Origin of the sequence: Rhodoligotrophos appendicifer (genome assembly GCF_007474605.1) — a bacterium.
Lineage (GTDB): Bacteria > Pseudomonadota > Alphaproteobacteria > Rhizobiales > Im1 > Rhodoligotrophos > Rhodoligotrophos appendicifer.
In genome coordinates this window covers 60046-86499 of sequence record NZ_VHKL01000006.1, presented here as the reverse complement: position 1 = coordinate 86499, position 26454 = coordinate 60046, and the positions used below count along the sequence as shown (strand labels likewise).

Below are 26454 nucleotides of genomic sequence, written 5' to 3'. Positions count from 1 at the left end.
AACTTCAGGTTCGCGGTGCGCCAGCTCGCCAGCGGTTGTGATGGCGGCCGGCGCGCATCTCCTGGGAAAACACCTTCGAGCAGCTCAACGTGCAGCACTTTCTACCAGGGCGTTTGCGCACCACCGCCTTATCAAGGCCCTCTTGTATTCTGCAGATGCGGCGCAGTTTGAGGACATCATAGCTGTTGTCCCCAATCACATATCGGCTGTGGGTCGGCAACTTTGAGGAGCGCAGGGGTACTGCGCGAAGCAAGAGCCGTTCCGGTCATATGCGGCCGCCGCAAGCGCGCCATCCCATATGATGAACAGCGCTAGGGGGACCAGGGCCTGGATTTCCAACGCTGCATGTATTGCACTTTCAGCATCGAGGAAATACGCCCGCACATTGTTCAGATTGAGACCCGTGGGACGGTCCGTGAATGACCCAACTCCTGTCGTCCCCTGTGTCACAAGGTGCGTGAACGACAAAGTCTCCATAGAGCCACGGGGAACGTTTTCTAACGAAGGCCCTAACTCTATGGGTGCCGGTTCCGATCTTAGCCTTGCCGAGCCGCCAATGATCGAAGGCGTCGCTCATGCTGCACCCCAGCAGAAAGAGGTCCGAGAGCGCATTTTAGTCCAACAGAATAAGTAACCCCTGTGTTTTTGTAGAGGCCACGCTTGCTAAGTAACTGTTTTCTTAGGGTTTTTTGATGGTGGGCGGTACTGGACTCGAACCAGTGACCCCTGCGATGTGAACACAGTGCTCTACCAGCTGAGCTAACCGCCCTCGGGGACACGGCGGCGCAAGGCCACCGGGAAGGTCTGCGATATAGCCGGCATGGCGGCGGAAGGCAACTGCCTTCGATGGCTGCTCAATCGGTGGCGAGCAAAGGATGACGGGAGAGGAGTTGATCGAGAGCTGAACCCAGCTTGTCGAAATGGTCGATGACGATATCAGGGTGGAAGGTCTCGATGGGTTCGGGCGTATATCCGAAGGTGACACCGATCACGGGAGCGCCTGCGGCTCGCGCGGTCAGGACATCCGTCTCGCTGTCGCCGACCATTACGGAGGGTCCCTCACCACCGCCCAGCCGGCGCACGCTCTCCCGGAAACATTCCGGATCCGGCTTCTTCATCTTCAAGCTGTCGCCGCCGATCACGGCCTCGAAGTAGCGGCTCAGGTCGAGGGCCTCGAGCAGCTTTCTGGCGGCCGCCTCAGGTTTGTTGGTGCAGATTCCGAGGCGAGCACCCCTTGCCGCCAAGGTCTGGATCGCTGCAATTGCGCCGGGGAAGGGTGCGCTCGCATCGGCGATATGGTCGAGGTAATGGTCCAGAAACTGGTCGTAGAGCCGGTCCAGCAGGGCATCGTCGGCCGGTGTCCCGGTTTCGGCGAAGCCGCGAGCCATCATCACCCGTGCCCCGTGACCCACGAGGTTGCGGATTTGCGATGTCGGGATCGACGCGCGGTCGTGGCGGGCGAGAACCTCGTTCATGGCGGCGACCAGATCGGGTGCGGTGTCGACCACGGTGCCGTCCAGATCGAAAATCACGGATACCTTCGATAGATCGCTCATGCGCCTGCTCCCCTCGCCCTGCATCCTGCGCAAGACGCATAGCGCGCATGCCGTTGTTGCGCAAAGGGGGCTTGAGCGATTAAGTCATGGCGAGCCAAGAGATCGAGGCGGGCAGGGGCCCGGGACAAGGAGCATTTTCCATGGAATTCCTGAAGGACAAGTCGCTGCTGCGGGAGCGCTGCTACATCAATGGCGAATGGGTCGCCGGCGCGACCTCCATCAATGTGACCAACCCCGCCACGGGGGAGGTCCTGGCCACAGTCCCCAGTCTGGGGGCCGAGGAGACGCGAAAGGCTGTCGAGACCGCCCATGATGCCTTCAAGACATGGTCGAAGACGCTGCCCAAGGAACGCGCCAAGATCATGCGCAAATGGTTCGATCTCATGATGGACAATCAGGAGGATCTGGCGCGCATCATGACGGCCGAGATGGGCAAGCCGCTCGCAGAGGCCAGGGGCGAGGTGGCCTATGCCGCCGGTTTCACCGAATTCTACGGTGAGGAGGCCAAGCGCATTTCGGGCGAAACGCTGCCCACTCACAAAGCGGATGCGCGAATCATGGTCATCCGCCAGCCGATCGGCGTCGTTGGCGCGATCACGCCGTGGAATTTTCCCATGGCGATGATCACGCGCAAAGTCTCACCGGCCCTGGCAGCGGGCTGCACCGTCGTCTGCAAGCCGGCCGGCGACACACCGCTTACGGCGCTGGCCCTGGCCGAACTTGGCGAGCGCGCCGGCATTCCCAAGGGCGTGTTCAGCGTCGTCACGGGCAAGGCGTCCGCGATCGGCGGCGAGCTCACCTCAAACCCGCTGGTGAGGGCGATCACCTTCACGGGCTCGACTGAGATCGGCAAGGTGCTGATGGAGCAGTCGGCCAAGACGGTGAAGCGGGTATCGCTGGAACTCGGCGGAAACGCGCCGTTCATCGTGTTCGACGATGCTGATCTCGATGCGGCTGTTGCCGGGGCCATGGCCTCCAAGTTCCGCAACGCCGGCCAGACTTGCGTCTGCGCCAACCGGATCCTGGTGCAGGACGGCGTGTACGACAGTTTCGCCGAAAAGCTGGCTGCCGCCGTGCTGAAGCTGAAGGTCGGCAATGGCATGGAAGTCGGCGTCACGACCGGCCCCCTCATCAACAAGGCCGCGGTCGAGAAGGTCGAGGAGCACGTGCAGAATGCAGTTGCCAATGGCGCGGAGATCGTCATCGGAGGCAAGCCACATTCGCTCGGCGGCAGTTTCTACGAACCCACCATTCTCAAGAATGTCACCACACGCATGCTGGTGACGAGGGAAGAGACCTTCGGTCCGGTCGCTCCGCTGTTCCGGTTCAAGACCGAGGACGAGGCCATACAGATGGCAAATGACACCGAATTCGGTCTCGCCGCCTATTTCTATTCACGCGACGTGGGCCGGTGCTTCCGTGTGGGCGAAGCGCTGGAATATGGGATCGTCGGTGTGAATGAGGGGATCATCTCGACCGAGCTTGCGCCCTTTGGTGGCGTGAAGGAGTCCGGCCTCGGCCGCGAGGGGTCGCATCATGGCATCGACGAATATGTCGAGATCAAATACATGCTGATGGGTGGCCTTGGCACGTGACGGCAGATGCGCTCAAGCGGGAGGCGGCCTTGGCCGCCCTCGCATACGTCACTCCAGGGATGAAGCTCGGCCTGGGCACCGGAACGACGGCGCGGTTGATGGTGGAGGCCTTAGGCGAGAAAGTCGCAGGCGGCCTGAAGGTCATCTGCGTGCCCACGTCAGAGGCGACACGGGCGCAAGCCGAGGGTCTGGGAATCCCGTTGACGACACTGGATGACGAACCCAAGCTCGATCTGACGATCGACGGGGCCGATGAGGTGGATAGCAGTCTGCGCCTCATCAAGGGGGGTGGCGGCGCGTTGTTGCGGGAAAAGATCGTCGCCTTCGCTTCACAGCGCATGATCGTGATCGTCGACCAGTCGAAGAAGGTCAAGGATCTCGGACGGTTTCCGCTGCCGGTGGAGGTCACGCCCTTCGCCCATGGTGCAACTGCGTTGCGCATCCGGGAAGCCGCCGGAGCCTGCGGTCTCAACGGCGACGTCGTCCTGCGGCAAAGGGAGGGACGGACCTTCGTCACGGATGGCGGCAACTACATCTATGACTGCAGCTTCGGCGTGATCACCGATCCTGCCGCTCTTGCCGACAGACTGGCCACACTACCGGGCGTCGTGGAGCACGGGCTGTTCATCGGCTTCGCCAATCTGGTGCTCGTTGCGGGCGAAGGTGGCGTCGTCAGCCTGGGCAGCCTCTAGACATGGCGGACACTCCGACATTCAGCGGCGGCTCCAATGTGGCGATGAAGCTGGCACCAGAGGAATTTGGCGAGGCTGTCGTGTTCTATCGCGACACGCTGGGGCTCGAGGTCGAGTTCCGTAGCCCGGGTACAGCGATTGTCGCGTTCGGACCGATCCGGTTGTGGCTGGACCGGGTGGAGGGTCAGCGCCATGCGGAGATTTGGCTGGAGGTCGTGACGAGCGACGCGGAAGGAGCCGCCACGGTGCTAAAGGCGGCCGGCGTCAAGAGATGCGATTCGGTGGAGCCACTGCCCAGTGGCTTCCGCGGCTTCTGGATCCAGAATCCAGCCGGGCTCGTGCATCTGGTAGCCGAGCCGGACCAGAATGATTGAAAGGTGAATTTCTGATGGCCCATGATTACGACCTCTTCGTCATCGGCGCCGGGTCGGGCGGCGTAAGGGCGGCGCGGATGTCGGCGCTCTACGGTGCCAAAGTGGCGATCGCAGAAGAGTCGCGGATCGGCGGCACCTGTGTCGTCCGCGGTTGCGTTCCAAAGAAGCTGTATGTCTATGCAAGCCAGTTCGCCAAGAGCTTCGAGGATGCGGTGGGCTTCGGCTGGGATAAGGTCGAACCTCGTTTCGATTGGCCAACGCTGGTCGCCAACAAGGAGCGGGAGATCTCGCGGCTCTCGGCGATCTATCAGCAAAATTTGGGCATCTCCGGCGTCGAGGTCATCGAGGACCGGGCCGTCATCACCGGGCCGCACAGCGTCAGGCTGGAGAAGAGCAGGCGCGAAATTAGCGCCCGCGTGATCCTCATCGCCACCGGGGGGAGGCCCAATCGGCACAAGGACCTGCCTGGGCACGAGCTTGCCATCACTTCCGAGGAAGCGTTCGACCTGCCGAAGCTGCCAGCGCGGATCATCGTCGCTGGGGCAGGTTACATCGGCGTGGAATTCGCAGGCATCTTCAATGGTCTGGGCGCAGACACGACGATCCTCTACCGGGGCCAGGAAATTCTCTCCGGATTCGACGACGACCTCCGCACGTCACTGCATACGGAATATGAGCGGCAGGGGATCAAGATCCGATGCTGCGAGGTGTTCAAGAAGCTTGAGCGGCGCGGCGACTGCATCGTGGCGACCACCAGCGGCGGGGACGAGATCCAGGCGGATCAGGTGATGCTTGCTCTCGGCCGCATCCCGAACACCGACGGGCTGGGGCTCGACAGCGTCGGCATTCCGCTGGGTAAGAAAGGCGAGATCGAGGTCGACTCACACTCCAAGACTTCCGTCGACAGCATCTACGCCATTGGCGACGTGACCGACCGAATGGCGCTGACGCCGGTCGCCATCCGAGAGGGGGTGGCTTTCGCAGAGACCCTGTTCAACAACAATCCGACTGTCGTCGATTACGACACTGTCCCAACAGCTGTGTTCTCCCAGCCGGAAATCGGCACTGTCGGGATGTCGGAAGAGGCGGCCTGCCGGCGCTTCAGCGATGTCGACGTTTATGAGACGAAGTTCCGCCCGATGAAGGGGACGCTTTCAGGCCGGGAGGAACGAACCATGATGAAACTGGTGGTGGATGCCGAGAGCCAACGCGTGGTTGGCTGCCACATCCTGGGGCCTGATGCCGGCGAGATGGTCCAACTCCTCGGCATCGCCATCAAGATGAAAGCAACGAAGGCCGACTTCGATGCGACCGTCGCCGTACATCCGACGGCAGCCGAAGAGTTGGTAACCATGAAGGTCAAGCGCGTGCGTCAGGCACACGCCGCAGAGTAGATTAGCCCATCACATGATCGGTCTGAGGGACCCAAGTGCCATCGTGGGAATTGTCGGCAGCCGAAAGCTCGGACTGAGCCGGCTCAGCAAAGACGACGACCGGCTCGCTCTTCTTGAAATATGACGCCGTCGCAAAGCCGACGATAGGAACCATCGCTACGAGGTTTAAAATAGAAAATGCATTCTTCTGGGCAAAGCTCTTAATCGACATTGGTCACTCCTGCAACCTAAAGTAGAATGTTTGTCGATATCGTTGATATTGGGTGAAACTGTGGCAGCCTCGGTCGCTGGGATGGGCGGCTGTTACACGGTTCTGCAAGCGTCTGCTGGATTGTTAGCGCCATCATTGTTAGAAAGCCCGGCATTCGCGTTCCTTAGAGCCAGAAGCAGGCACAGATATTGACGATGAGCGAGCATACGAGCCGGAGCGGCACTGAACCGCTAGATTACCGCGACACTCTGTTCCTGCCGAAAACCGACTTTCCCATGCGCGCGGGGCTGCCGCAGAAGGAGCCGGAGATATTGGCGCGGTGGCGGGAGATCGGCTTGTACGAGCGGCTGCGCGAGGATGCCCGGGGGCGGACGAAATATCTGCTGCATGATGGTCCGCCCTATGCGAACGGCAATCTCCACATTGGGCATGCGCTGAACAAGATCCTCAAGGATGTGGTCACGCGCTCGCTGCAGATGCTGGGCTATGATTCCAATTATGTGCCCGGCTGGGACTGCCACGGCCTGCCGATCGAGTGGAAGATCGAGGAGCAGTATCGGGCGAAGGGGCTGGACAAGGATGCGGTGCCGATCAACGAGTTCCGCCGGCAATGCCGCGAATTCGCCCAGGAATGGGTGAAGATCCAGTCGGCGGAGTTCCAGCGGCTGGGGGTGATCGGCGACTGGGCCGATCCTTATCTGACCATGAGCTTCGGTGCGGAAGCCCAGATCGCGCGTGAATTGATGAAATTCGCAGCGACCGGTCAGCTTTACCGCGGATCGAAGCCGGTCATGTGGTCGGTCGTGGAGAAGACGGCGCTTGCGGAGGCGGAAGTCGAGTACCAGGACTACCAGTCGGACATGATCTGGGTGAAGTTTCCTGTGCAGTCCGGTCACGGGCTCGACGCGGCGAGCATCGTCATCTGGACCACGACCCCCTGGACCATTCCGGGGAACAGGGCGATCAGCTTTTCATCCAAGATCGCTTACGGTCTTTATGAGGTGACCGCGGCGGCCGAAGGCAACTGGGCCAAAGTGGGCGACCGACTGATCTTGGCCGACCAGCTCGCAGACAGCGTGTTCAAACAGGCCAAGGTTGAGGCTTACGAACGCCGCGGGGATGTTGCGGCATCGCTCCTGAAACAGCTTGCCGCCGAGCATCCGCTGCGCAGCTTGGGCTACAGCTTCTGGGTGCCCTTGCTTGACGGCGAGCATGTGACCGACGATGCAGGCACCGGCTTCGTGCATACCGCACCCGGGCACGGCACGGACGATTTCGAGATCTGGACGTCCAGCGAGCAGAGCCTCCGGGCGCGGGGCATCGATCCGGCGATCCCGTTCACCGTGGATGCCGACGGATTTCTCACCAAGGACGCACCCGGCTTCGAGGGCCGCCGCGTCATCACCGACAAGGGTGACAAGGGGGATGCGAACGAGTCCGTCATCAAAGCTCTGCAGGCTGCCGGCATGCTTATCGCGCGCGGAAGGCTGAAGCACCAATACCCTCATTCCTGGCGGTCCAAGAAGCCGGTCATCTACCGCAACACCCCGCAATGGTTCATCGCCATGGACCGCGACATCGACGCTGCTGGCGATACGCTGCGGCATCGGGCACTCGACGCCATCGAGGCGACACGGTTCGTTCCGCAGTCGGGACAAAATCGGCTCCGGGGCATGATCGAAAACCGTCCGGACTGGGTGATCTCGAGGCAGCGCGCCTGGGGCGTGCCGATCGCGGTATTCATCCACAAGGAGAGCGCCGAAGTCCTCAGGGACGAAACCGTCAACCAGCGCATCGCTGAGGCATTCGAGGCGGAGGGCGCGGATGCCTGGTTCGCCGAGGGCGCCAAGGCACGATTCCTGGGCAACGACTTCACTGCCGACGAATGGGAACAGGTCACCGATATTCTCGACGTGTGGTTCGATTCCGGTTCGACCCATGCCTTCGTGCTGGAACAGCGACCTGATCTTCAACCAAAGCGCGCCTTCGCGGGCGGCGAGGATCGGGTGATCTATCTCGAAGGCACGGACCAGCATCGTGGCTGGTTCCACTCCTCGCTGCTCGAAAGCTGCGGAACGCGGGGGCATGCGCCCTATGACGAAGTCGTCACCCATGGCTTCGTGATGGATGAAGAGGGGCGCAAGATGTCGAAATCCCTCGGCAACATCACCGCCCCCCAGGATGTCATCAAACAGAACGGCGCAGATATTCTGCGGCTGTGGGTCATGTCTTCGGATTACGAGGACGACCTCAAGATCGGGCCCGAGATCGTCAAGGCGAACGCAGATGCCTATCGCAAGCTGCGCAACACCGTGCGCTACCTTCTGGGTGGTCTGGCGGGCTTCGAGGCATCCGAGCGCGTCGCGGTCGCCGACATGCCCGAACTCGAGCGCTACATGTTGCACAAGCTGTGGGAGCTCGACGGGCAGGTGAGGGAAGGTTACGGCACCTTCGACTATCGCCGCATCTTCTCCCGCCTCTTCAACTTCTGCACGATCGAGCTGTCGTCGGTCTATTTCGACATTCGTAAAGACGCGCTTTATTGCGACCCGTTGTCGTCGATCCGCCGCCGCGCGTGCCGGACCGTGATGGACCAGCTGTTTTCCTGCCTCACCGCCTGGCTTGCGCCCATGCTCGCCTTCACCATGGAGGAAGCCTGGCTCGCCCGCTTCCCATCGACGGACGGTTCGGTACATCTGCGGGTTTTTCCTGAGGTCCCTGGCGACTGGCGCGACGATGCGCTCAACGATAAATGGGAGAAGATCCGACAGGTGCGCCGCGTGGTCACCGGAGCGCTTGAAATCGAGCGCGCCGCCAAGGCCATCGGCTCAAGCCTGGAGGCCGCGCCAATTGTCTATCTCTCTGATCCTGGTCTGCTGGGGGCCATGGAAGGGATCGATCTGGCCGAGATCTCCATCACCAGCGATGCGACGCTGAAGGAAGGCGATGGGCCGGACGATGCCTATCGTCTCCCGGACGTCGTCGGCGTCGCCGTGGTGCCAGCGCGGGCAGAAGGGCGCAAATGCGCCCGCTCCTGGAAAATCTCGCCGGATGTCGGCAGCGATCCGGATTATCCCGACATTACCCCGCGCGATGCCGAGGCCGTGCGCGAATGGAGGGCGCTCCAGATGAGCGCCGCCTCCGTATGACCGATGGAGCGGTCGGCTCGGCGCGGGCACAACCGTTCGGGGCAGCAGCGCGGCTCGGCTGGATGGTGGCGCTGTTCGTGCTGGTGATCGACCAGGCGTTCAAGGCCTGGATGTTGTTCGTCTATGAGATCACGGCCAGGGGCCCCATCCAGGTGACCAGCTTCTTTGATCTCGTGCTCGTCTGGAATCGAGGAATCAGCTATGGTTGGTTCACGCAGCACAGCGACGAGGGTCGATGGCTGCTGATCGGTTTGAGCCTTGTCGTCACCGTCGCATTGATCATCTGGCTCGGACGGACTCAACGGGTTCTGACGATCGTCGCCCTGGGGATGATCATCGGCGGGGCCATCGGCAACATGATCGACCGGCTGGTTCATGGGGCCGTGGCGGACTTCTTCAGTTTTCACGCGGCCGGCTATAGCTGGTATGTATTCAACATCGCGGATGTCGCCATCGTTGCCGGGGTCGTTGGCCTTATGTATGACTGTTGGCGCGAGGGCCGTGAGCCTTTGCAAAGCTGACGGTCATGGTTTCGCCTCAGTAGAATGGAAGTTATGATGCGATCACGTAACCGTTCAACAAGGGGCTCACGAGGTGCAGCTTGCTGCTCTCCCGGGGTGACGGTGGAATGGAGCGCATGAGATTAGCGAAACGATTGGCCGGCCTGGGCCTGCTGGCCTTGGCCGGGGCACAGTTGAGCGGCTGCTCGAGCAGTAGTGGTGCTGCCGTGACCGACATGCTGGGCATGGGAAAGCAGGTGCCGGACGAGCGCGCGGTGCGCACGCACCAAGTGCTGGCCATGCCGCCGGACCTGTCGCTGAAGCCGCCGGTGGCGGGCGCTGAAGAGGAAGGTGGCGCGAACGCCGCCGCTCTGGAAGCGGAGGCGGCCGTGGGGCAACAAGCGTTGCATACGCCACCGGAGAGCATTCTGCAGAATGCCGCTCCCGCGCCCAAGACCCCCGCCTATTCTGCTGCCGCGGCGGCAGCGCCGCAGACGGCCGTCGCCTCAACCCAGGCCGCAGCTCCCGCCGAGCCGGCTGGAGACGTCTATCAGCGCTATGGCGTGTCCAAAACAAATCCCGACGGGACACCCAAAAGTGATGCCCAACTCAACAAAGAGCTGCGGCAAAAGCGCCTCGAATTGGAAAAGGCGAAGAACCCAAATTACGGTTCAGTCTGGAATATCGGCAATATCTTCAATTAGCAGGAGGGGCCCTGCAAATGGCGGGGCGCTCTGTTAAAGGCGGTCGCAATCCTGAACAAGGATGGCCGATCACGTTTGCCTCAGGCTTGCCTAGCTTACCAATAATTTAGTGGACGCTCCCGCCTCGGCACCGCAACTGTGGTCCACGGTTTCCTCAATGCGAGGCTTTCATGATGTTTCTTCACCGCCATCGCGGCGTGGCCCCCACCTTTCGCGGATGCCTCGTGGCGATCGTCTGCCTGTGCTTGATCACGCTGGCGCCGGGCGCTAAAGCCCAGTCGCTGTTTGCAGATCTGACCAGCTTTTCTCTCGAAAACGGGATGCAGGTGGTGGTGATTCCCGATCACCGAGCGCCCGTGGTCACGCATATGGTGTGGTATAAGGTCGGCTCGGCAGACGAGCCGGCAGGCGTGTCCGGCATCGCTCATTTTCTTGAGCATCTGATGTTCAAGGGAACGGACAAGATCCCGGCGGGCCAGTTCTCCAAGATCGTCAGGCAGAATGGCGGGGAGGACAACGCCTTTACCTCTTCGGATTACACCGCCTATTTCCAGCGCATCGCTAAAGACCGGTTGCCTATGGTGATGGAGATGGAAGCCGATCGCATGACACATCTCAAGCTCACCGCCCAGGATGTGAATACCGAGCGGGATGTGATCATCGAAGAGCGCCGCATGCGGATCGAGAACGAACCCAGCGCTCGGCTCATGGAGCAGATGGACGCGGCACTTTATCTGAACCATCCCTATGGCAAGCCGATCATCGGCTGGATGAGCGAGATGCAGACGCTCAGCCAAGAGGATGCGATCGCCTTCTACAAGCAATACTATACACCCTCTAACGCCATCCTGATCGTCGCCGGCGACGTGGAGCCAGACGAGGTCAGAAAGATGGCGGAGAAATATTACGGGGCGCTGGAGAATACCGCGACGCCCGGTGAACGCGTGCGTGTCAGCGAGCCACCGGCGGAAGTCGCCCGCTCCCTTACCCTGCGCGATCCCAATGTCTCCTCGCCTCGCCTCTATCGATCCTATCTGGCCGTGGCCTCCGCGAAGGGCGAACCCACAGAAGGACCGGCCCTTGACGTGCTCTCGAACATCATGGGCGGCGGCACCACCAGCATCCTCTATCGCGACCTGGTGGTGGGCAAACGGTTGGCAAGCTCGGCCTCAACATGGTTCGATGGCGACGGCCTTGATTATGGCACTTTCGGGCTCGCCGTGACCCCGTTGCCAAAGGTCACGATGGATGAGATCGAGACGGAGATCGAGACGATCATCGCCCAAGTAAAGGCCGGGGAGTTCAGCGACGATCAGCTGGAAAGCGCGAAGAATTCGTTAGTCGCGCAGTCGGTTTATGCGCTGGACAGCCAAGCAATGCTGGCGCGCGTCTTCGGCACGGCCTTGACCACGGGACAGACGATCGCGGACGTCCAGCTGTGGCCACAGCGCATCAAGGCCGTGACCAAGGAGCAGGTGGTGGCGGCAGCCCAAAAGTACTTGAAACCGGAACGTTCTGTCACCGGAGAGCTCCTGCCAGCAATACGGCCGGTTGCGAGCCAGACGCCCACGCCTGAGGGGGCGCCCGGAAAAGATGTTCCCGCCGGCAGTCCCGCTGCCCAGAAGGAGGGCCAATCATGAGCCTGTTCACTCCATTCAAAAGATTCACCGCCGGAGTGGGCACAGTGCTTCTCCTGGCTCTGGTCAGTCCCTTGGCGGCTACGCCGGCTGATGCTGTGGAGATCCAGGAGGTGACCTCCCCAGGCGGGATCACGGCATGGCTGGTTCAGGATAAGACCGTGCCCATGATCGCCATGGAGTTTGCTTTCCAGGGAGGATCAGCCGTCGATCCCAAGGATCGACAGGGACTCGCGAATTTCCTCTCGACCATGCTGGATGAGGGGGCCGGCGATCTCGATTCGCAGGCCTTCCAGAAGGCGCTGGAGACGTCGGCAGTCAAGCTCTCCTTCGACGCCGACCAGGACAATTTCAGCGGCAGCCTGAAGACGCTGGCGGCGAACCGCGACGAGGCGTTCCGTTTGCTGAAACTCGCACTCAACGCGCCGCGATTCGACGCCGCGCCGATCGAACGCATGCGGGCCCAACTCCTCGTCAGCCTCCAGAACCGCGCCAAGGATCCTGAGCATATCGCCAGCAGCAACTGGATGAAACTCGCCTTCGGCGACCATCCCTATGCGAACAATTCAGACGGAACGATCGAGGGCATCACTGCAGTCCAGGCGGAAGATCTCCGATCCTTGAAGGACAAGCTGTTCACCCGCGCGGGGTTGAAGGTGGCCGTGGTGGGTGACATCGACGCCGAGGCTCTGGGAACGGCGTTGGACTCAATCTTCGGCGCCTTGCCGGATGATACGCGTCTGCCAGAGGTCGCCGAGGTCAAGGTCGAACAGGGACCAACGATCAAAGTCATCGATTATGATATTCCCCAAAGCGTGATCCAGTTCGGAGCACAGGGCTTGAAGCGCAACGATCCAGAGTTCATTCCGACCTATGTGATGAACTACATCCTGGGCGGAGGCGGATTCGGCTCCAGACTGGTCGAAGAGGTGCGCGAGAAGCGTGGGCTGAGTTACTCAGTCTATAGTTATCTCTGGCCGCTCAAACATGCCGGGCTGATGGTCGGCGGCGCCGCGACCCGCAACGACCGGGCAGCTGAAACAGTCAAGATCATCGAAGCCGAGGTCAAGCGCATGGCCGACCAAGGACCGACGGAACAGGAATTGGCGGATACGAAAACTTATCTCACTGGCTCCTATGCCCTGCGCTTCGACAGCAACTCCAAGATCGCCAACGAGTTGTTGGGGATCCAGCTCGAAAATCTCGGCATCGATTACATCAACAAACGCAACGAGATGGTTGAGGCTGTCAGCATCGAGGACGTCAGGGAAGCAGCCAAGCGGCTGCTCGGACCCGGAAAGCTTCTGTTCACGCTTGTCGGCAAGCCGACTAATGTTGCCGGCACCGAGGGCTGACAACAGACTGAGTCGCAACAGATGGGCATCCGCAGGCTGCCGGAAGGCGTCATCAACCGGATCGCTGCCGGCGAGGTGATCGAACGGCCGGCCAGCGTGGTGAAGGAGCTTGTCGAAAACGCCGTCGATGCCGATGCGCACAGCATCGACATCGTCTTTGCCGAGGGCGGCCGCAGCCTTATCCAGATCGTCGATGACGGCATCGGAATGGATGCGGACGAACTCGAGCTGGCAGTCGAGCGCCATGCCACTTCCAAGCTTGCGGATGAAGACCTGCTGCTGATCGATACGCTCGGCTTCCGCGGCGAGGCCCTGCCATCGATCGGCTCGGTTTCAAGGCTCTCTCTGCAATCACGACCGCGGGCTGGCGGCGTGGCCCACGAAATCCGTATCGAAGGCGGAGCCAAATCCAAAGTTCGGCCTACCGCCCTCAAAGGTGGCACCACCGTTACTGTGCGCGACCTGTTCTTCGCGGTGCCGGCTCGGCTCAAATTCCTCAAATCCGAACGATCTGAGACGGCGGAGGCACTGGAGGTCGTCAAACGACTGGCCATGGCGCATTCTGATATCTCCTTCACCTTCAGCGCCAGCGGCAAAAGGCTGCTCAACTATGCCGCGGCCGGCCAGGACTCGGTGGCGGCCAGGCGGCGGCTGGGCGAGATCATGGGACGCGAGTTCGTGGACAATTCGGTTGCCGTGAGCGGGGGCCGAGAGGGGTTTGCCATTCAAGGCCTGGCAGGCCTGCCGACCCTCAACCGCGCCTATGGCACCATGCAGTTCCTGTTCGTCAATGGCCGGCCGGTGCGCGACCGGATGCTGCTGGGGGCGGTGCGGGGCGCCTATGGCGATCTCCTGCCGCGGGGACGCCACCCGATGGTCGCCCTGTTCCTGACCGCTCCGCCCGAGATGGTGGATGTGAACGTGCATCCCGCCAAAGCGGAGGTGCGCTTTCGAGATCAGGGGCTGATCCGCGGGATGATCATCGGCGCCTTGCGTCGTGGCCTGGACGAGGCCGCACAGCGCACCACCGCGACGGTCGCCACCGCTGCACTCAGTGTGGCCTCCCGCTCGACTTATCCTGCCTCTTGCCAACCGGTCGAGCCCTCTCAAACCGCCCGGCAGGCGGCCTTGAATTTCCAGGCTCCGCTTGCCGTCACCTTTGACGGTTTCGCCGAGCCCAGTGCCGCAGCCTGGCCGGAGAACGAGCCTTCAGCGGTCGACCAGGCTCCGCTGGGCGCGGCAAGGGCACAGCTGCACGAGAATTACATCATCGCCCAGACGCGCGACGGTGTCGTCATCGTCGATCAGCACGCGGCCCATGAAAGGCTCGTGTATGAGCGCCTCAAGGCCTCGCTGGAGCGCCAGGGCATCGCGCGTCAGCCGCTCCTGGTGCCGGAGATCATCGATCTCGACGGCGCCCAGGCGGCGCGCGTGATGGAGGCGCAATCGCTGCTGGAGATGCTGGGGCTGGTGGTCGATGATTTTGGCCCCGGCGCCGTCTGCGTTCGGGAGGTGCCGGCGCTGATCGCAGGCGGCAATATCAAGAGGTTGATCGAAGAGCTCGCCGACGAGCTGGAAGAAGCCGGCGGAGTCCAGGCCCTCCAAGGGCGAATCGAGCATGTATTGGCGACGATAGCCTGCCACGGCTCGGTCCGTTCCGGGCGGCGGCTGCGGCCGGAAGAGATGAACGCCCTGCTTCGGGAAATGGAGGTCACGCCCAATTCCGGACAATGCAACCACGGGCGGCCCACCTATATCGAGCTGAAGCTCAGCGACATCGAAAAGCTGTTCGCCCGTCGCTGAGTCTGCAGCAAGAACTCAGACGCCGCGCATGAAGAGGAGCTGCGTGTCTCCGTATTGGCGGCGATCGATCTCCAACAACCCGTTGGGGATTTCGACCTGCGTGTCAGCGGATTCCTCCAACAGCACCACGCCCCCGGGGGCCAGCCATCCACCATCCAGCGCTGACCTCAGGGCCTTCTCCCCAAGACCCTTGCCATAAGGCGGATCGGCAAGAACCAGATCAAAGGGTTGCATCGGTGCGCAGGGGCCCAAACTGGTGGCATCCCGCCGCCAGATCTTGGTCGCGCCTTGAGCCGCCATGGTGTCGACATTGCGCCGGATGAGACCGCGGGCCTGGACGCCATCATCGATCAACACGCAGAAGCGGGCGCCGCGGGAGAGGGCCTCGAGGCCGAGGGCTCCAGTGCCGGCGAAGAGGTCAAGGACGCGCGCGCCCGCAAGCTCGAACTCGTCGATGCCATGGAGGAGAATGTTGAACAGGGCCTCTCGGGTCCGGTCGCCGGTGGGACGGATCGAACGGTCCTGTGGCTCGGCGAGGCTCAAGCCTTTATTTTTGCCGCCGACGATCCGCATCCCGTTCCGCCCTTGGCTGCTCTAATCCCTCCAAGCCTGCGGCGAGGCGCTGGCCCAACTGATCGCGCAGGACCTTGCGCGGGACCTCCTCGACCATCTCACGCGCCAGGTCACCGAGCTGGAAGGGGCCGTAGGACACGCGGATCAGACGATTTACGGTGAGGCCGATATGGTCAAGGACTTTGCGGATCTCGCGGTTCTTGCCCTCGCGGAGTACCATGGTCAGCCAGAGATTGTCGCGCTGCTCACGCTCCAGCTTGGCCTCTATGGGCCCGTAGTCGATGCCGGCCACCCGCACGCCCTTGGCGAGCTTGTCCAGGGTCGGCTGGTCGATCTTGCCATAGGCCCGCACGCGGTAACGGCGGGTCCAGCCGGTCGCGGGAAGCTCCAGACGACGTGCCAGCTCGCCATCGTTGGTCAACAGCAGCAGGCCCTCGGAGGTGATGTCGAGGCGGCCGATCGAAATCACTCGCGGCAGGCTATCGGGCAGATGGTCAAAAACCGTAGAACGGCCCTCGGGGTCGCGGTGGGTCGTGACCAGGCCGCTGGGCTTGTGGTAGCGCCAGAGGCGGGCGCGTTCGCGCTGGCCTATGGCCTTGCCATCGACCACGATCTTGTCGTCGCCGGTCACGTTGAGGGCCGGGGTGCTCAGCACTTTACCATTGACGACGACGCGGCCGGCGGCGATCAGTTGTTCGGCCTCCCGCCTGGAACAAATTCCGGCTCGGGCGATCACTTTGGCGATGCGGTCGCCCGGGGGCGTCTCTGGCGATGTCTTGGGCGTCGGGTTCGTCATGAAGGCCTCTTAGCACGCGTCCTGGCAAAAGGCACTTCATGGCTCACCTCAATCACTTTCCGTTCATGGGGATTGCTCTCGAAGCGGCGCGAGAGGCTGCGGATGCCGGGGAAGTGCCCGTGGGTGCGGTGGTGGTCGGGGCCCAGGGTGTAGTACTGGCCGTCGCACGCAATCGCACACTGGAGCTGAAGGACCCCACGGCGCATGCGGAGCTCCTGGCCATCCGGAAGGCCTGCTCGACCTTAGATTCAGAGCGGCTCGTCGGCTGCGATCTCTATGTCACGCTGGAACCCTGTGCCATGTGCGCCACCGCGATCTCCTTCGCGAGGATCCGGCGGCTCTATTTCGGCGCCACAGACCTGCGCATGGGAGGCGTCGAAAACGGTGCACGGATTTTTGCACAGGCCACGTGTCATCACTGCCCGGAGGTATACGGCGGAATCGCCGAGACGGCTGCGAGGGACCTTTTGCAGACGTTTTTCCAAGCCCGCAGGCGCTAAGGCGCAACCATGGCTCGAGTGATTAATTTCGACACGCTTTCGTCGAAAAACTCTGGTTGTTGAGCTTCATTAACGGTGACGGTCGACGACGGCGGAGGCATGGCCGACGGGACAGGTCTCACTCGTGTACAATCTAAAATTGAATAAAAGTTTTCTATGCACTTTTTGTTATTTGTCTCCAGGCTATCTTCGGCAGCCGATGAGGGAAGATTCCCGTTCGCGCTGAATGCAGATGGGGGCCTGACTTTATGCCTTCGCTGTCGCAGTGATGTCCGGCTTGTTTGTAACGTGGATGGAAGATGTCAAAGAGTAACCGTCCGGGACAGATCCTCAGTTCTCTCAAAGTATGGCTGTTAATTGCTGCCCTTTTCAGTTTCTGCATAAATATACTGGTGCTGGTTTCTCCTCTATATAGCTATCAAATATTCGATAGAGTTTTATCAAGTTCACATGTGGATACGCTGATATTCCTGACGATCGCAGCCGTATTTGCTTTCGTCATCATGAGTATCATCGACAGTATCCGAACGAATCTACTAACCCGCGTCGGGACCCGGTTCGAGCGGCAAATCGCTCCGCAACTGGTCCAAGCGGCGGTGGACAGCGCGACGACGATGCAGCCCATCGGGATCCAGCCCTTAAGAGATCTTGGGCAAATCCGGAATTTCGTCGGCGGCCCTCTCATCGCGCCGCTCTTCGATGCGCCCTGGACGCCGTTTTTTACAGTGGTCTTGTGGATCCTCCATCCGTGGCTCGGCATGACGGCACTCGCCTTTGCCGTGATTCTGCTGGGACTGGCCCTTGCCAACCACCGGATGCAGAAGGTGCCCGCCGCCAATGCTGCCAATCATCTCGCGGCCGCGTATAGGCTTGCCGAGTCGGCGGTTCGGCATGCGGAAACCGTGCAAGCCATGGGCCTATTCACCAACATCATGGCGCGCTGGCGGACCAGTGCGGAAGGCGCGCTCAAGGTGCAGGAACTCGCCGCCGACCGGGGCAGCCTCATCTCGGGCATCTCCAAATTCATTCGGCTCGTCGCGCAGATCCTGGTCCTGGCCCTGGGCGCCTATCTTGTCCTCAAGGGGCAACTGACGGGAGGCGGCATGATCGCCGGTTCGATGATCCTGGCCAGAGCCCTCATGCCCGTCGAACAGTCGATCGCAGCCTGGCGGCAGTTCATCAGCGCGAAGCAAGCCTTCGATACCATCAAAGCGGCCTTCGAAAAGGCGCCGCCCCGGGCAAAGGGCGTACAGCTGCCGCCGCCCAGTGGTCGCATCGACATGGAGCGTGTGGTGTTCCAGCCCAACCCCCACATTCCGCCCATCATCAAAGGGGTCAACCTCACCATCAATCCAGGAGAGATGCTGGGCGTCATCGGCCCGTCTGCTTCGGGCAAGAGCACGCTGTGCAAGCTCATGATCGGCGTCCTCACGCCGAGCGGCGGCAGCGTCCGCTACGACGGCGCCGACCTGGCGCACTGGCATCATGAGCAGATTGGTCCCCATCTCGGCTATCTTCCGCAGGTGGTGGATCTGTTCACCGGAACGGTCGCTGAAAACATCGCCCGGATGGGTCCTGCCGAATCCTACCAAATCGTGGAATGCGCCCGCCTAGCGGGGGTGCATGACCTGATCCTAAGGCTGCCGCAGGGATACGAGACCCTGTTGGGGGAAGGCGGGGTCCAACTCTCCGGTGGCCAGCGGCAGCGAGTCGGGCTGGCGCGTGCACTCTTCGGACAGCCCAAAATCCTCATCCTGGATGAGCCCAATGCCAATCTCGATGCGGAAGGAGAAGGGATGCTGATCAAGTCTCTGGAAAATCTGAAGCAGCTCGGGGTGACCATCATCGTAGTGGCGCATCGGCCGCAGATCCTCTCGCCCGCCGATCGCCTGCTGGTCATGACGGACGGTCAGGTCGCCATGATCGGACCGCGGGATGAGATCATGGCCAACATCAGTGGGAGACCGGTGGAACCATCGCCTCCGCCGCAGCAACACAACGGCCGCAGACCGGCGGCCGGTCCCGGTCACATCGCACCAGGTTTTGGCCATGGCATCCGCTCCTAATTCCCCGGCTTCGGACGTTTCGGAGGACGGCCGCAAAGAGCTGGCCGCCAATCTCAGGTCGCTTGGAAAGATCAGTGCGCTGGGAATCGCGATCGTCGGCATCTTCGTATTTGGCGCTGGTGCATGGGCCGCCATCGCACCGCTGGCCAGTGCCGCCCTGGCGCCAGGGATCGTAAGCCCTGAAGGCTACCGGCGCACCGTCCAGCATCTCGAGGGAGGCATCATCGCCAAGATCCTGGTCTCCGACGGCGACAAGGTCCGCAGCGGGCAACCCCTCATCATCCTCGACAATACTCGTGACACGGCCAATCTCGACGTGGTGCAGATGCAGCGATATGCGACCTCGGCGGCCGCGATCAGGCTGGATGCGGAAATCATGGGACGGCCCCTGGTCTTCCCGCAGTGGCTCGAAGAGGCCGCCAAACGGCAGACCAAGGTCGAAGAGATCGTCACATCCCAGAAGCGGCTGTTTCAGCTGCGGCGGGAGACCCTCGATGGACAAAAAAAGGTGCTCGAGCAAAGGATCGCGCAACTCAACGAGCAGATCGTCGGGCGCAAGGCAGAGGTCGAGAGCACCGGCCGCCAGCTGGCCCTTCTTTCCCAGGAACTCGACACGGCCCAGGGGCTCGTCTCCAAAGGCCTCGAACGGCGAACCCGCCTCCTGGAGCTGCAGCGCGGAAAGGCCCAGTTCGAAGGGGCGCTTTCCTCCGCCAAAGCCTCGCTCGCCTCGGCTGAACAGCAGATCGGAGAGGCGAACTTTCAAATCATCGGGGTCGAGGCCGAGTTCCGTGACAAGGCATCCAGCCAACTCGCCGAAGTGGAAAAGGAACTCGCCTCACTCGACAGCAGGCTCTCGGCGACGGCGGATGTGGTGTCGCGGACAAAAATCGTGGCTCCGGTGGGCGGGACAGTGGTCAATTTGAAATTCCACACCATCGGCGGCGTCATTCCCCCAGGCGCCCCTATCTTGGACATTGTCCCCGATTTCGAGAAACTGATCATCGATGTGAGGATCGCCCCGATCGACATCGACGTCGTGAGGGTGGGCCAGGAAGCTTTGGTGCACTTCACCGCGTTCAAGCAACGCAGCATGCCACGGATCAAGGGCAGGGTGATCTATGTGGCGCCCGATGCGACGTCCGATCCCAATACGGGTGCAAGCTTCTATTCCGGAAAAGTTGAGGTCTCGCAGCACGAGATGGGCAAGATCCAGCCGGCAATCGAATTGTTGCCCGGGATGCCGGCCGATGCCGCAATCACCACGGGTGCGCGCACGGTCATGCGCTACATCATGGATCCGTTGATTGCCGCTTTCCAGCGGAGCTTCGTCGAGGACTGACCGCGCGGCGCCGAGTCGGCTTAGGGAGAAGTGCTGAAAGTTTACGCTTCAGCTCCTCCTTGGCCGGCTCGGTCGCCTTCAAGATCTGCTGCACCTTTAGAAATTCGAGAACCTTGACCTGGTCCACTTCGGGAACGACCAGAATGTCCGGCGGGCTGCGCTCAAGCTTTGCCGTCACGATGAGGTGCTGCATGATCATGGAGGAGCGGAACCACAATTCGGGTCCAGTGGGCAACCGGTCGCCACTGCCGATGGGACGTCCTGTGACATCCACCGCGATGGTGACGTCGACATCACCCAAACGGTCGAAGGGAAGCGGATTGGTGATGCCACCATCAACCAGCACAATGTTGGCGATGCGCTGCGGGGAGATGAGACCGGGTAATGCCATGCTCGCCGCCAAGGCAGGAATCAGCGGTCCCTCCGTCAGAGGATGTTCGCACCGGCCGTAGAAGTCGGTCGCCATCGCCATGAAGGGGATGTGAAGATCCTTGAAATCATTCGGCATTCCTTCGGGCAGGACGGCACGAGCCAATATGCGCCCGTCGACCACGGAACCAGACAGGGGACGAAAGCCAAAGAACTGCAAAAGGCTCGTTTCACGGTCTGCCAACACGCGGCGCACCAGCTCGCGCCGGTTGATCAGCAGCCCCTCCGCATGGGCCCGGATTTCCGCGGCAGTAAAGCCCGCAGCATAGGCGGCGCCGATCAGGGCCCCGATGCTGGTACCGACAATGCGGGCCGGACGCAGCCCCAACTCGTCGAAGGCCTCAAGGATGATGATATGCGCCAAGCCACGCGCACCGCCGCCGCCCAAGGCGAGCCCGATGCGGGGTATTTCGCGCGCTGCCGGCATCCGACGTCAGGCGCCGGCTGCCTTGGCATAGGTCCAGGCGACCTCCGCCATAGGCGCAACCTGGGTCGCCATGGCGGCGGCCTTAGGATTGGCCGCCGTGCCATCGCGAACGCGCCCGACAATGCCCTGAAAGATCGCGGCCATGCGGAAGAAGTTGTAAGCGAGATAGAAGTCGATCTCGGCAATGCCCTGCCGCCCGGTGCGTTCGCAATAACGCTCGATATAGTCTTCGAGGCTCGGCAGGCCCAAGGCATTCAGGTCATGACCGACCAGGGTGCCGACGCCGGCGCCGGTTTCCGATGGCGGCATGCGCCATTGCATCAGGTGGTAGGTAAAGTCGGCAATCGGATCGCCGATGGTCGAGAGCTCCCAATCGAGCACGGCCAAAATTTTCGGTTTGCCCGGCGCGATGATGGTGTTGTCGAGCCGAAAGTCGCCGTGAACAATGGCGGCGTCGGTTGTCGCCGGACAGGCGCCAGGCAGCCAGTCCATCAGACGGTCCATAGCGGGGATGCTGGCGGTCGCGGAGGCTTTGTACTGCTCCGACCAGCGCTTGATCTGGCGAGCGACATAGCCCTCGGGACGGCCAAAGCTGCCGAGGCCGATCGCTTGATGATCATAGCTGTGGAGCTGCGCGATGGTCGCGTTCAAGCCATCATAGAGAGCGGCGCGCTCCTCGCGGCCGATGCCGGGGGCGGAGGGTTCCCAGAAGACGCGGCCATCAACGAAATCCATGACATAGAAGGCGGTGCCGATGACGGCGTCGTCCTCGCACAGCACGACGGGGCGAGCTACTGGAAACCCCTGGGCATGGAGGGCCGAGATCACCTTGTATTCGCGGTCTACGGCATGGGCGGAGGGAAGCAGCTTGCCCGGCGGTTTGCGGCGCAGAACGTAACGACCGGAGGGGGCAGAGAGGCGATAAGTTGGATTCGACTGTCCGCCCTTGAACTGCTCCACCTGCAGAGGCCCGCGAAAGCCCTCGACATGATCGGCCATATAGGCAGCGAGGGCTGCTTCATCGAAGCGGTGGGCCGCCCGCACCTCGTCAACGCCTGAAAATTCCTTTTGCCGATCGATGCGGTCTGTTCTCTTCTCAGTCATGCTGTCTCATCTGCTTGGAAAAAGGCAAGGAGGTGGTCGGCGACGTCGTCGGATCGCTCCTCGGGAAGAAAATGTCCGCAGGGCAAGGGAAAGCCTTCAACGTCATCAGCCCATTGCCGCCAAACATCCACAGGTGTCCCGCCTTCGGCCGCAAAACCCTTGTTGCCCCAGAGCGACACGACAGGGCATTGCACCTTGCGACCCGCCGCGCGGTCAACCTTGTCGGCCTCAAGATCATAGGTCTGGCCGGCGCGATAATCACAGCAGGTCGCATGAATATGCGGGGGAATAGAGAATGCGAGGCGGTAGCTGGCGAGTGCCACGGCATTGAAGGGGCTCAGATCCTTAGTGCCCGACCAGCTTGCAAGCGTGTAGTCGAGGAACTCCGTCGCCCGCTGCTCGATGAGCATTTCAGGCAGAGGAAAGGGCTGAGCGAGGAACAGCCAGTGGTAGGCGCCCATGGCCGCGGCCCCGGCGCCCTTCATGGATTCCCATGTCTCCAAAGTGGGCACGATGTCGAGGACGGCAAGACCGGATATTGCAGCCGGCTCATCAAGGGCCAGGCGGTAGGCCACGCGGGCACCGCGATCATGGCCCACGACGCCGAAGCGCTCGAAGCCCAGCTTGTGCATGACCTGCAGGATGTCTTGCGCCATGGCGCGCTTGGAATAGGTGAAGTTATCCGGGTCGTTGGTGGGACAGGAGGATTTGCCATAACCGCGGAGATCCGGGAGAACCAATGTGAAGCGGTCAGCAAGCCTCGCTGCCACCCCATGCCAGCAGGCGTGGGTCTGGGGATAGCCGTGCAGCAGCACCAGAGGAGGCCCCGAGCCACCGACCCGCAAGTTGATCTCCGCGCCGAAAGTCTCGACGCGACGTTCCTCAAAGCCGGGAAAAAGTTCCTCCATGACACTCCTTCTGCAACGGCTGCCTATTTCTGTCTATCCCAAGGAGACGGCGCGCCAACCGATATCGCGACGACAAAAGCCTTCCGGCCAGTCGATGAGATCCACCGCCCGGTAGGCGCGCGCCTGGGCCTCAGCGAGGGTTCCGCCCGTCGCGGTCACGTTCAGGACCCGGCCGCCATTGGCAAGGATCCTGTCACCTTCCCGCACCGTGCCCGCATGGAAGATCTGCACGCCTTCAACTTTGCCGGCCTCCTCCAGACCTGTGATCGGTGTGCGTCGCTGGAAATCTCCGGGATAGCCCTTCGCCGCCATGACCACGGTCAGAGCCGGCTCGGCATGCCAGCGCAAGTCGAAATTGGCGAGCTCCCCATCGCGGCTCGCGATAAGGGCGGGGACGATGTCGGATTTGAGTCGCATCATCAGCACCTGGCATTCGGGATCGCCGAAGCGGACATTGTATTCGATGAGCTTGGGGCCCTCGGCGGTGATCATCAGGCCGGCATAGAGCACGCCCTTGAACGGTGTGCCGGCCTCGGCCATGCCGTTGACCGTCGGCAGGATGATCTCGCGCATGGTTCGCTCGATCATCTCGCGTGTCATCACAGGGGCGGGCGAATAGGCACCCATGCCGCCGGTGTTCGGCCCCGTATCGCCATCGCCGACGCGCTTGTGATCCTGCGCCGTCTCAAGAGGCAGCGCGTGGCTCCCATCAACGAGGACAAAAAAGCTCGCCTCCTCGCCCTCCAGATACTCCTCGATGACCACCTCTGCGCCGGCTTCACCGAACTGGCCGCCGAGCATGTCGGCCACTGCCGCGTGGGCCTCCTCGCTGGTCATGGCGACGACCACGCCCTTGCCGGCTGCCAGCCCATCCGCCTTGATCACAATCGGGGCCCGGTCGGCGAGATAGGCTTTCGCGGCGACAAGATCGGTGAACCGGGCAAAACCTGCAGTCGGTATGTTCTGTCTGGCGCAGAGCTCCTTGGTGAAGGCCTTCGAGCCCTCAAGCCGTGCTGCCAAGGCGGTGGGCCCGAAGGCCTTGATCCCCGCAGCCTCAAGATCATCGACGAGGCCTGCCACGAGCGGGATCTCCGGACCGACGACGACAAAGCCGATTGTCTCCGCGCGGCAGAACTCAATCAGGGCGGCATGATCGGTGACGGGGAGCTCTACGCAGGTTGCAACCGCCGCAATGCCGCCATTGCCGGGGGCGCAAAAGAGCCTATTTACCAGAGGGCTCGCGCCAATCGCCCAGCAGAGGGCGTGTTCGCGGCCGCCGGAGCCGATCACCAGGACGTTCATGTCGCTCCTTCAGAGGTCGTAAGATGGGCCCCGCCTTGAATGCGCTGCCTTCTTAGCATCAGATAGGCGGCTGAAAAGAGGATTCGATCAATGCCCAAGGAACTGCCGGCGAATGGCTGGCCACTCGATCCGTCCCAGCGCGGCGGGACCGCAAACGTCGTGGAGTTCTCCGTCAGCGAACTCTCCTTCGCACTCAAAAGAACGGTCGAGGATGCCTTCGCCTTCGTGAGGGTGCGCGGTGAGATCAGCGGCTTTCGCGGGCAGCATTCCTCCGGTCATTGCTATTTCGCGCTCAAGGATGATGCCGCCAAGCTGGAGGCGGTCATCTGGCGCACGGCCGTGGCCAAGCTGCGGTTCAAGCCGCAGGAGGGCCTCGAAGTCATTGCCACGGGGAAGTTGACCACCTTCCCTGGCTCGTCCAAATATCAGATCGTCATCGAGCAGCTGGAACCGGCCGGTATCGGTGCGCTCATGGCCCTTCTCGACGAGCGGAGGCGAAAGCTGACCGCCGAGGGGCTGTTCGCGACAGAGCGCAAGGTGGCGATCCCGTTTCTGCCGCGCGTCATCGGTGTCGTCACTTCGCCAACGGGTGCGGTGATCCGCGATATTCTCCACCGGCTCTCGGATCGGTTCCCACGCCATGTGCTGGTGTGGCCAGTGCGGGTGCAGGGGGAGACCTGTGCGGCGGAAGTGGCCGCGGCCATCCGCGGCTTCAACGCGCTACCAGCCGGCGGCCCTGTGCCGCGGCCAGACGTGATCATCGTCGCCCGTGGCGGAGGATCGCTCGAAGATCTGTGGGGCTTCAACGAGGAAGATGTCGTCAGGGCGGCAGCCGGGAGCGACATTCCGCTGATCTCAGCCGTGGGCCACGAGACGGATACGACCCTCATCGATCATGCCGCCGACCGGCGCTGTCCAACACCCACCGCCGCCGCGGAATGTGCGGTGCCGGTGCGGGCGGACCTGATCGCGACCGTGGATGATCTCGGCTATCGGCAGCGACGGGCGGCGCGGCGCATGGTGGAGGAAAGGCGCGTGCGGGTTCTGTCGGCCGCGCGTGGATTGCCGAAGCCCGAGGACATGCTGGGGCTGGCGCGACAGAAATTCGACACAGCAGCCGGGCGGCTCACCAGCGCCTTGCGAGCCAACACTCATCATCACCGCGCCAGCTTCATCATGTCGGCGGCAAAGCTGCAGCCCCGGCTGATGCTGGTGCGCTGCGCACGGGATGGGCAGCGTCTCGACGCACAAGGCCATCGCCTCGGGCGCGCCCTGGGTACAAATCTCCGCCACCACCGGGCCGAATACGCGCGCATCGAAGCTCGACTATCGCCGCGCAGTACCCGCGCACTGGCGAACCAGGGGCGCGAACGGCTGAACGCCTGTTCCGTTCAGTCGCGGCGCGCGATCATACGGCGTCTTGAAAGCCTTGGGCAGCAACTTCAGTCACAGGGAAAGTTATTCGCCTCCCTCGGGTACAAGGCAGTGCTGGAGCGCGGTTATGCGCTGGTGCTGAAGGGGGGCCATCCGGTGCGCTCGGCAGCGGAGACCGAACCCGGCGAGGCCGTCAGCCTCCGCTTCCATGATGGAGAGAGCGGTGCCGTCATTACCAGCGGCGTCGGACTTGCCGGACCGCGACGCATAAACCGGGGACGGGCTGCGGCGAAAAGCCAGGGCGAGCTGTTCTAAGGCGGGCTCGCAACGCTTAAGCTTGGACATGATCCATGATAGGTTGGCGCCCTTCAGAATACCCCGGGGCAGTCGGGGGTCGGAGCGAATTTGATGAATAGATACGAACCAGGTTTCGTGGGTGGCCGCGAAGCTAAGCTGCGGTACCTCGATGGCGACTACCAAGTCGTCGTGCCCGGCGATTTCGTTCGCTGCTCGATTACAGGCGTACCGATTCCGATGGACCTCGTGCGGTACTGGAGCGTGGAGAAGCAGGAAGTGTATGCCGATGCCGAGACCTCTATGAAGCGCTATCTCGAACTGCAGGGGTCGTAAGCGGCTCTGGCTGGGCTCGGACCGTGATGATTCGCT

At 62.0% G+C, this 26454-nt stretch carries 22 protein-coding genes, 1 tRNA gene and 1 pseudogene; 15 read left to right on the top strand and 9 right to left on the bottom strand.

All coding sequences use genetic code 11. The features are described 5' to 3' along the window. Window positions 1-693 precede the first annotated feature (693 nt). Window positions 694-769 (bottom strand) — tRNA-Val (locus FKM97_RS14445). A gap of 85 nt (window positions 770-854) precedes the next feature. Beyond that, on the bottom strand, window positions 855-1556 hold the full coding sequence (gene gph / locus FKM97_RS14440; RefSeq protein WP_144293136.1) for a phosphoglycolate phosphatase: 702 nt from the start codon (window positions 1554-1556) through the stop codon (window positions 855-857). A gap of 140 nt (window positions 1557-1696) precedes the next feature. Between gph and FKM97_RS14435 the strand changes: the two genes are divergently transcribed. From FKM97_RS14435 to gor, 4 genes are read left to right on the top strand one after another with little or no spacing between them, the layout of a single operon-like run. Next, window positions 1697-3151 carry an NAD-dependent succinate-semialdehyde dehydrogenase gene (locus tag FKM97_RS14435; protein ID WP_144293135.1) on the top strand — a complete coding sequence of 485 codons (1455 nt, stop codon included), beginning with the start codon at window positions 1697-1699 and terminating at the stop codon, window positions 3149-3151. Then, window positions 3148-3843, top strand: coding sequence for a ribose-5-phosphate isomerase RpiA (gene rpiA / locus FKM97_RS14430; protein WP_144293134.1), 696 nt, complete (start codon window positions 3148-3150; stop codon window positions 3841-3843). Before FKM97_RS14435 ends, rpiA begins: the two co-directional genes overlap by 4 nt. A 2-nt stretch (window positions 3844-3845) precedes the next feature. Continuing rightward, the gene (locus tag FKM97_RS14425; protein WP_144293133.1) at window positions 3846-4217 is read left to right on the top strand and encodes a VOC family protein; all 372 of its coding nucleotides are present in this window, start codon (window positions 3846-3848) and stop codon (window positions 4215-4217) included. An 11-nt stretch (window positions 4218-4228) separates the two neighbouring features. After that, complete coding sequence (gene gor / locus FKM97_RS14420; RefSeq protein WP_144293394.1) at window positions 4229-5611, top strand: glutathione-disulfide reductase; 1383 nt, start codon at window positions 4229-4231, stop codon at window positions 5609-5611. A 1-nt stretch (window position 5612) separates the two neighbouring features. Here the strand turns inward: gor and FKM97_RS14415 are convergent, their stop codons facing one another. Then, window positions 5613-5822, bottom strand: a complete 210-nt coding sequence (locus FKM97_RS14415; protein ID WP_144293132.1) for a hypothetical protein — start codon at window positions 5820-5822, stop codon at window positions 5613-5615. A 194-nt stretch (window positions 5823-6016) separates the two neighbouring features. Here FKM97_RS14415 and ileS point away from each other — a divergent pair, with 194 nt between their 5' ends. The 6 genes from ileS to mutL all read left to right on the top strand — a co-directional run bounded on the left by ileS (window position 6017) and on the right by mutL (window position 14970). Then, window positions 6017-8971, top strand: coding sequence for an isoleucine--tRNA ligase (ileS, locus tag FKM97_RS14410; protein ID WP_144293131.1), 2955 nt, complete (start codon window positions 6017-6019; stop codon window positions 8969-8971). After that, entirely contained in the window at window positions 8968-9492 is a 525-nt protein-coding gene (gene lspA / locus FKM97_RS14405) for a signal peptidase II (protein WP_144293130.1), read from the top strand. Before ileS ends, lspA begins: the two co-directional genes overlap by 4 nt. 116 nt (window positions 9493-9608) lie before the next feature. Further along, window positions 9609-10175 carry a hypothetical protein gene (locus FKM97_RS14400; RefSeq protein ID WP_170240918.1) on the top strand — a complete coding sequence of 189 codons (567 nt, stop codon included), beginning with the start codon at window positions 9609-9611 and terminating at the stop codon, window positions 10173-10175. A 170-nt stretch (window positions 10176-10345) separates the two neighbouring features. Then, on the top strand, window positions 10346-11815 hold the full coding sequence (locus FKM97_RS14395; protein ID WP_246105091.1) for a M16 family metallopeptidase: 1470 nt from the start codon (window positions 10346-10348) through the stop codon (window positions 11813-11815). Next, window positions 11812-13167, top strand: coding sequence for a M16 family metallopeptidase (locus FKM97_RS14390; RefSeq protein ID WP_144293128.1), 1356 nt, complete (start codon window positions 11812-11814; stop codon window positions 13165-13167). Before FKM97_RS14395 ends, FKM97_RS14390 begins: the two co-directional genes overlap by 4 nt. 21 nt (window positions 13168-13188) lie before the next feature. Next, window positions 13189-14970 (top strand): DNA mismatch repair endonuclease MutL, encoded by a 1782-nt coding sequence (gene mutL / locus FKM97_RS14385; protein ID WP_144293127.1) that lies wholly within the window; start codon window positions 13189-13191, stop codon window positions 14968-14970. A gap of 15 nt (window positions 14971-14985) precedes the next feature. Here the strand turns inward: mutL and rsmD are convergent, their stop codons facing one another. Both rsmD and FKM97_RS14375 read right to left on the bottom strand, forming a co-directional pair. Beyond that, entirely contained in the window at window positions 14986-15543 is a 558-nt protein-coding gene (gene rsmD, locus FKM97_RS14380; protein WP_144293126.1) for a 16S rRNA (guanine(966)-N(2))-methyltransferase RsmD, read from the bottom strand. A 4-nt stretch (window positions 15544-15547) separates the two neighbouring features. After that, window positions 15548-16339: pseudogene (locus FKM97_RS14375) on the bottom strand (pseudouridine synthase); the annotation flags it as partial. A 38-nt stretch (window positions 16340-16377) separates the two neighbouring features. Between FKM97_RS14375 and FKM97_RS14370 the strand changes: the two are divergent. The 3 genes from FKM97_RS14370 (at window position 16378) to FKM97_RS14360 (ending at window position 20244) form a co-directional block, all read left to right on the top strand. Then, complete coding sequence (locus tag FKM97_RS14370; protein WP_246105090.1) at window positions 16378-16839, top strand: nucleoside deaminase; 462 nt, start codon at window positions 16378-16380, stop codon at window positions 16837-16839. A 299-nt stretch (window positions 16840-17138) separates the two neighbouring features. After that, window positions 17139-18905, top strand: coding sequence for a type I secretion system permease/ATPase (locus FKM97_RS14365; RefSeq protein WP_144293124.1), 1767 nt, complete (start codon window positions 17139-17141; stop codon window positions 18903-18905). Then, a complete protein-coding gene (locus tag FKM97_RS14360) occupies window positions 18889-20244 on the top strand; it encodes an HlyD family type I secretion periplasmic adaptor subunit (RefSeq protein WP_170240917.1) in 1356 nt (451 codons plus the stop codon). The genes FKM97_RS14365 and FKM97_RS14360 overlap by 17 nt, the downstream gene beginning before the upstream one ends. On the opposite strand, the gene FKM97_RS14355 is transcribed toward FKM97_RS14360, so the two are convergent. Genes FKM97_RS14355 through purD form a run of 4 tightly spaced genes read right to left on the bottom strand, consistent with a single transcriptional unit; the run spans window position 20195 to window position 24414 of the window. Further along, entirely contained in the window at window positions 20195-21100 is a 906-nt protein-coding gene (locus FKM97_RS14355) for a patatin-like phospholipase family protein (RefSeq protein WP_144293122.1), read from the bottom strand. The two genes, FKM97_RS14360 and FKM97_RS14355, sit on opposite strands and share 50 nt — an antisense overlap. A 6-nt stretch (window positions 21101-21106) precedes the next feature. Then, complete coding sequence (locus FKM97_RS14350) at window positions 21107-22204, bottom strand: phosphotransferase family protein (RefSeq protein WP_144293121.1); 1098 nt, start codon at window positions 22202-22204, stop codon at window positions 21107-21109. After that, window positions 22201-23112, bottom strand: coding sequence for an alpha/beta fold hydrolase (locus FKM97_RS14345; RefSeq protein ID WP_144293120.1), 912 nt, complete (start codon window positions 23110-23112; stop codon window positions 22201-22203). The genes FKM97_RS14350 and FKM97_RS14345 overlap by 4 nt, the downstream gene beginning before the upstream one ends. A 33-nt stretch (window positions 23113-23145) precedes the next feature. Then, on the bottom strand, window positions 23146-24414 hold the full coding sequence (gene purD / locus FKM97_RS14340; protein ID WP_144293119.1) for a phosphoribosylamine--glycine ligase: 1269 nt from the start codon (window positions 24412-24414) through the stop codon (window positions 23146-23148). 90 nt (window positions 24415-24504) lie between these two features. On the opposite strand from purD, the gene xseA reads away from it, so the two are divergent. Beyond that, window positions 24505-26103: an exodeoxyribonuclease VII large subunit gene (gene xseA / locus FKM97_RS14335; RefSeq protein WP_144293118.1), complete on the top strand. Its 1599-nt coding sequence runs from the start codon at window positions 24505-24507 to the stop codon at window positions 26101-26103. A 93-nt stretch (window positions 26104-26196) separates the two neighbouring features. Continuing rightward, a complete protein-coding gene (locus FKM97_RS14330) occupies window positions 26197-26418 on the top strand; it encodes a DUF2093 domain-containing protein (RefSeq protein WP_144293117.1) in 222 nt (73 codons plus the stop codon). Window positions 26419-26454 lie beyond the last annotated feature (36 nt).

Bases quoted from the DNA above. Each gene is read 5' to 3' on its own strand.
- gph (WP_144293136.1), bottom strand. From the start codon at position 1,556: ATGAGCGATCTATCGAAGGTATCCGTGATTTTCGATCTGGACGGCACC.
- FKM97_RS14435 (WP_144293135.1), top strand. From the start codon at position 1,697: ATGGAATTCCTGAAGGACAAGTCGCTGCTGCGGGAGCGCTGCTACATC.
- FKM97_RS14425 (WP_144293133.1), top strand. From the start codon at position 3,846: ATGGCGGACACTCCGACATTCAGCGGCGGCTCCAATGTGGCGATGAAG.
- FKM97_RS14415 (WP_144293132.1), bottom strand. From the start codon at position 5,822: ATGTCGATTAAGAGCTTTGCCCAGAAGAATGCATTTTCTATTTTAAAC.
- ileS (WP_144293131.1), top strand. From the start codon at position 6,017: ATGAGCGAGCATACGAGCCGGAGCGGCACTGAACCGCTAGATTACCGC.
- lspA (WP_144293130.1), top strand. From the start codon at position 8,968: ATGACCGATGGAGCGGTCGGCTCGGCGCGGGCACAACCGTTCGGGGCA.
- FKM97_RS14400 (WP_170240918.1), top strand. From the start codon at position 9,609: ATGAGATTAGCGAAACGATTGGCCGGCCTGGGCCTGCTGGCCTTGGCC.
- FKM97_RS14395 (WP_246105091.1), top strand. From the start codon at position 10,346: ATGATGTTTCTTCACCGCCATCGCGGCGTGGCCCCCACCTTTCGCGGA.
- FKM97_RS14390 (WP_144293128.1), top strand. From the start codon at position 11,812: ATGAGCCTGTTCACTCCATTCAAAAGATTCACCGCCGGAGTGGGCACA.
- mutL (WP_144293127.1), top strand. From the start codon at position 13,189: ATGGGCATCCGCAGGCTGCCGGAAGGCGTCATCAACCGGATCGCTGCC.
- rsmD (WP_144293126.1), bottom strand. From the start codon at position 15,543: ATGCGGATCGTCGGCGGCAAAAATAAAGGCTTGAGCCTCGCCGAGCCA.
- FKM97_RS14370 (WP_246105090.1), top strand. From the start codon at position 16,378: ATGGCTCACCTCAATCACTTTCCGTTCATGGGGATTGCTCTCGAAGCG.
- FKM97_RS14365 (WP_144293124.1), top strand. From the start codon at position 17,139: ATGTCAAAGAGTAACCGTCCGGGACAGATCCTCAGTTCTCTCAAAGTA.
- FKM97_RS14360 (WP_170240917.1), top strand. From the start codon at position 18,889: ATGGCATCCGCTCCTAATTCCCCGGCTTCGGACGTTTCGGAGGACGGC.
- FKM97_RS14355 (WP_144293122.1), bottom strand. From the start codon at position 21,100: ATGCCGGCAGCGCGCGAAATACCCCGCATCGGGCTCGCCTTGGGCGGC.
- FKM97_RS14350 (WP_144293121.1), bottom strand. From the start codon at position 22,204: ATGACTGAGAAGAGAACAGACCGCATCGATCGGCAAAAGGAATTTTCA.
- FKM97_RS14345 (WP_144293120.1), bottom strand. From the start codon at position 23,112: ATGGAGGAACTTTTTCCCGGCTTTGAGGAACGTCGCGTCGAGACTTTC.
- purD (WP_144293119.1), bottom strand. From the start codon at position 24,414: ATGAACGTCCTGGTGATCGGCTCCGGCGGCCGCGAACACGCCCTCTGC.
- xseA (WP_144293118.1), top strand. From the start codon at position 24,505: ATGCCCAAGGAACTGCCGGCGAATGGCTGGCCACTCGATCCGTCCCAG.
- FKM97_RS14330 (WP_144293117.1), top strand. From the start codon at position 26,197: ATGAATAGATACGAACCAGGTTTCGTGGGTGGCCGCGAAGCTAAGCTG.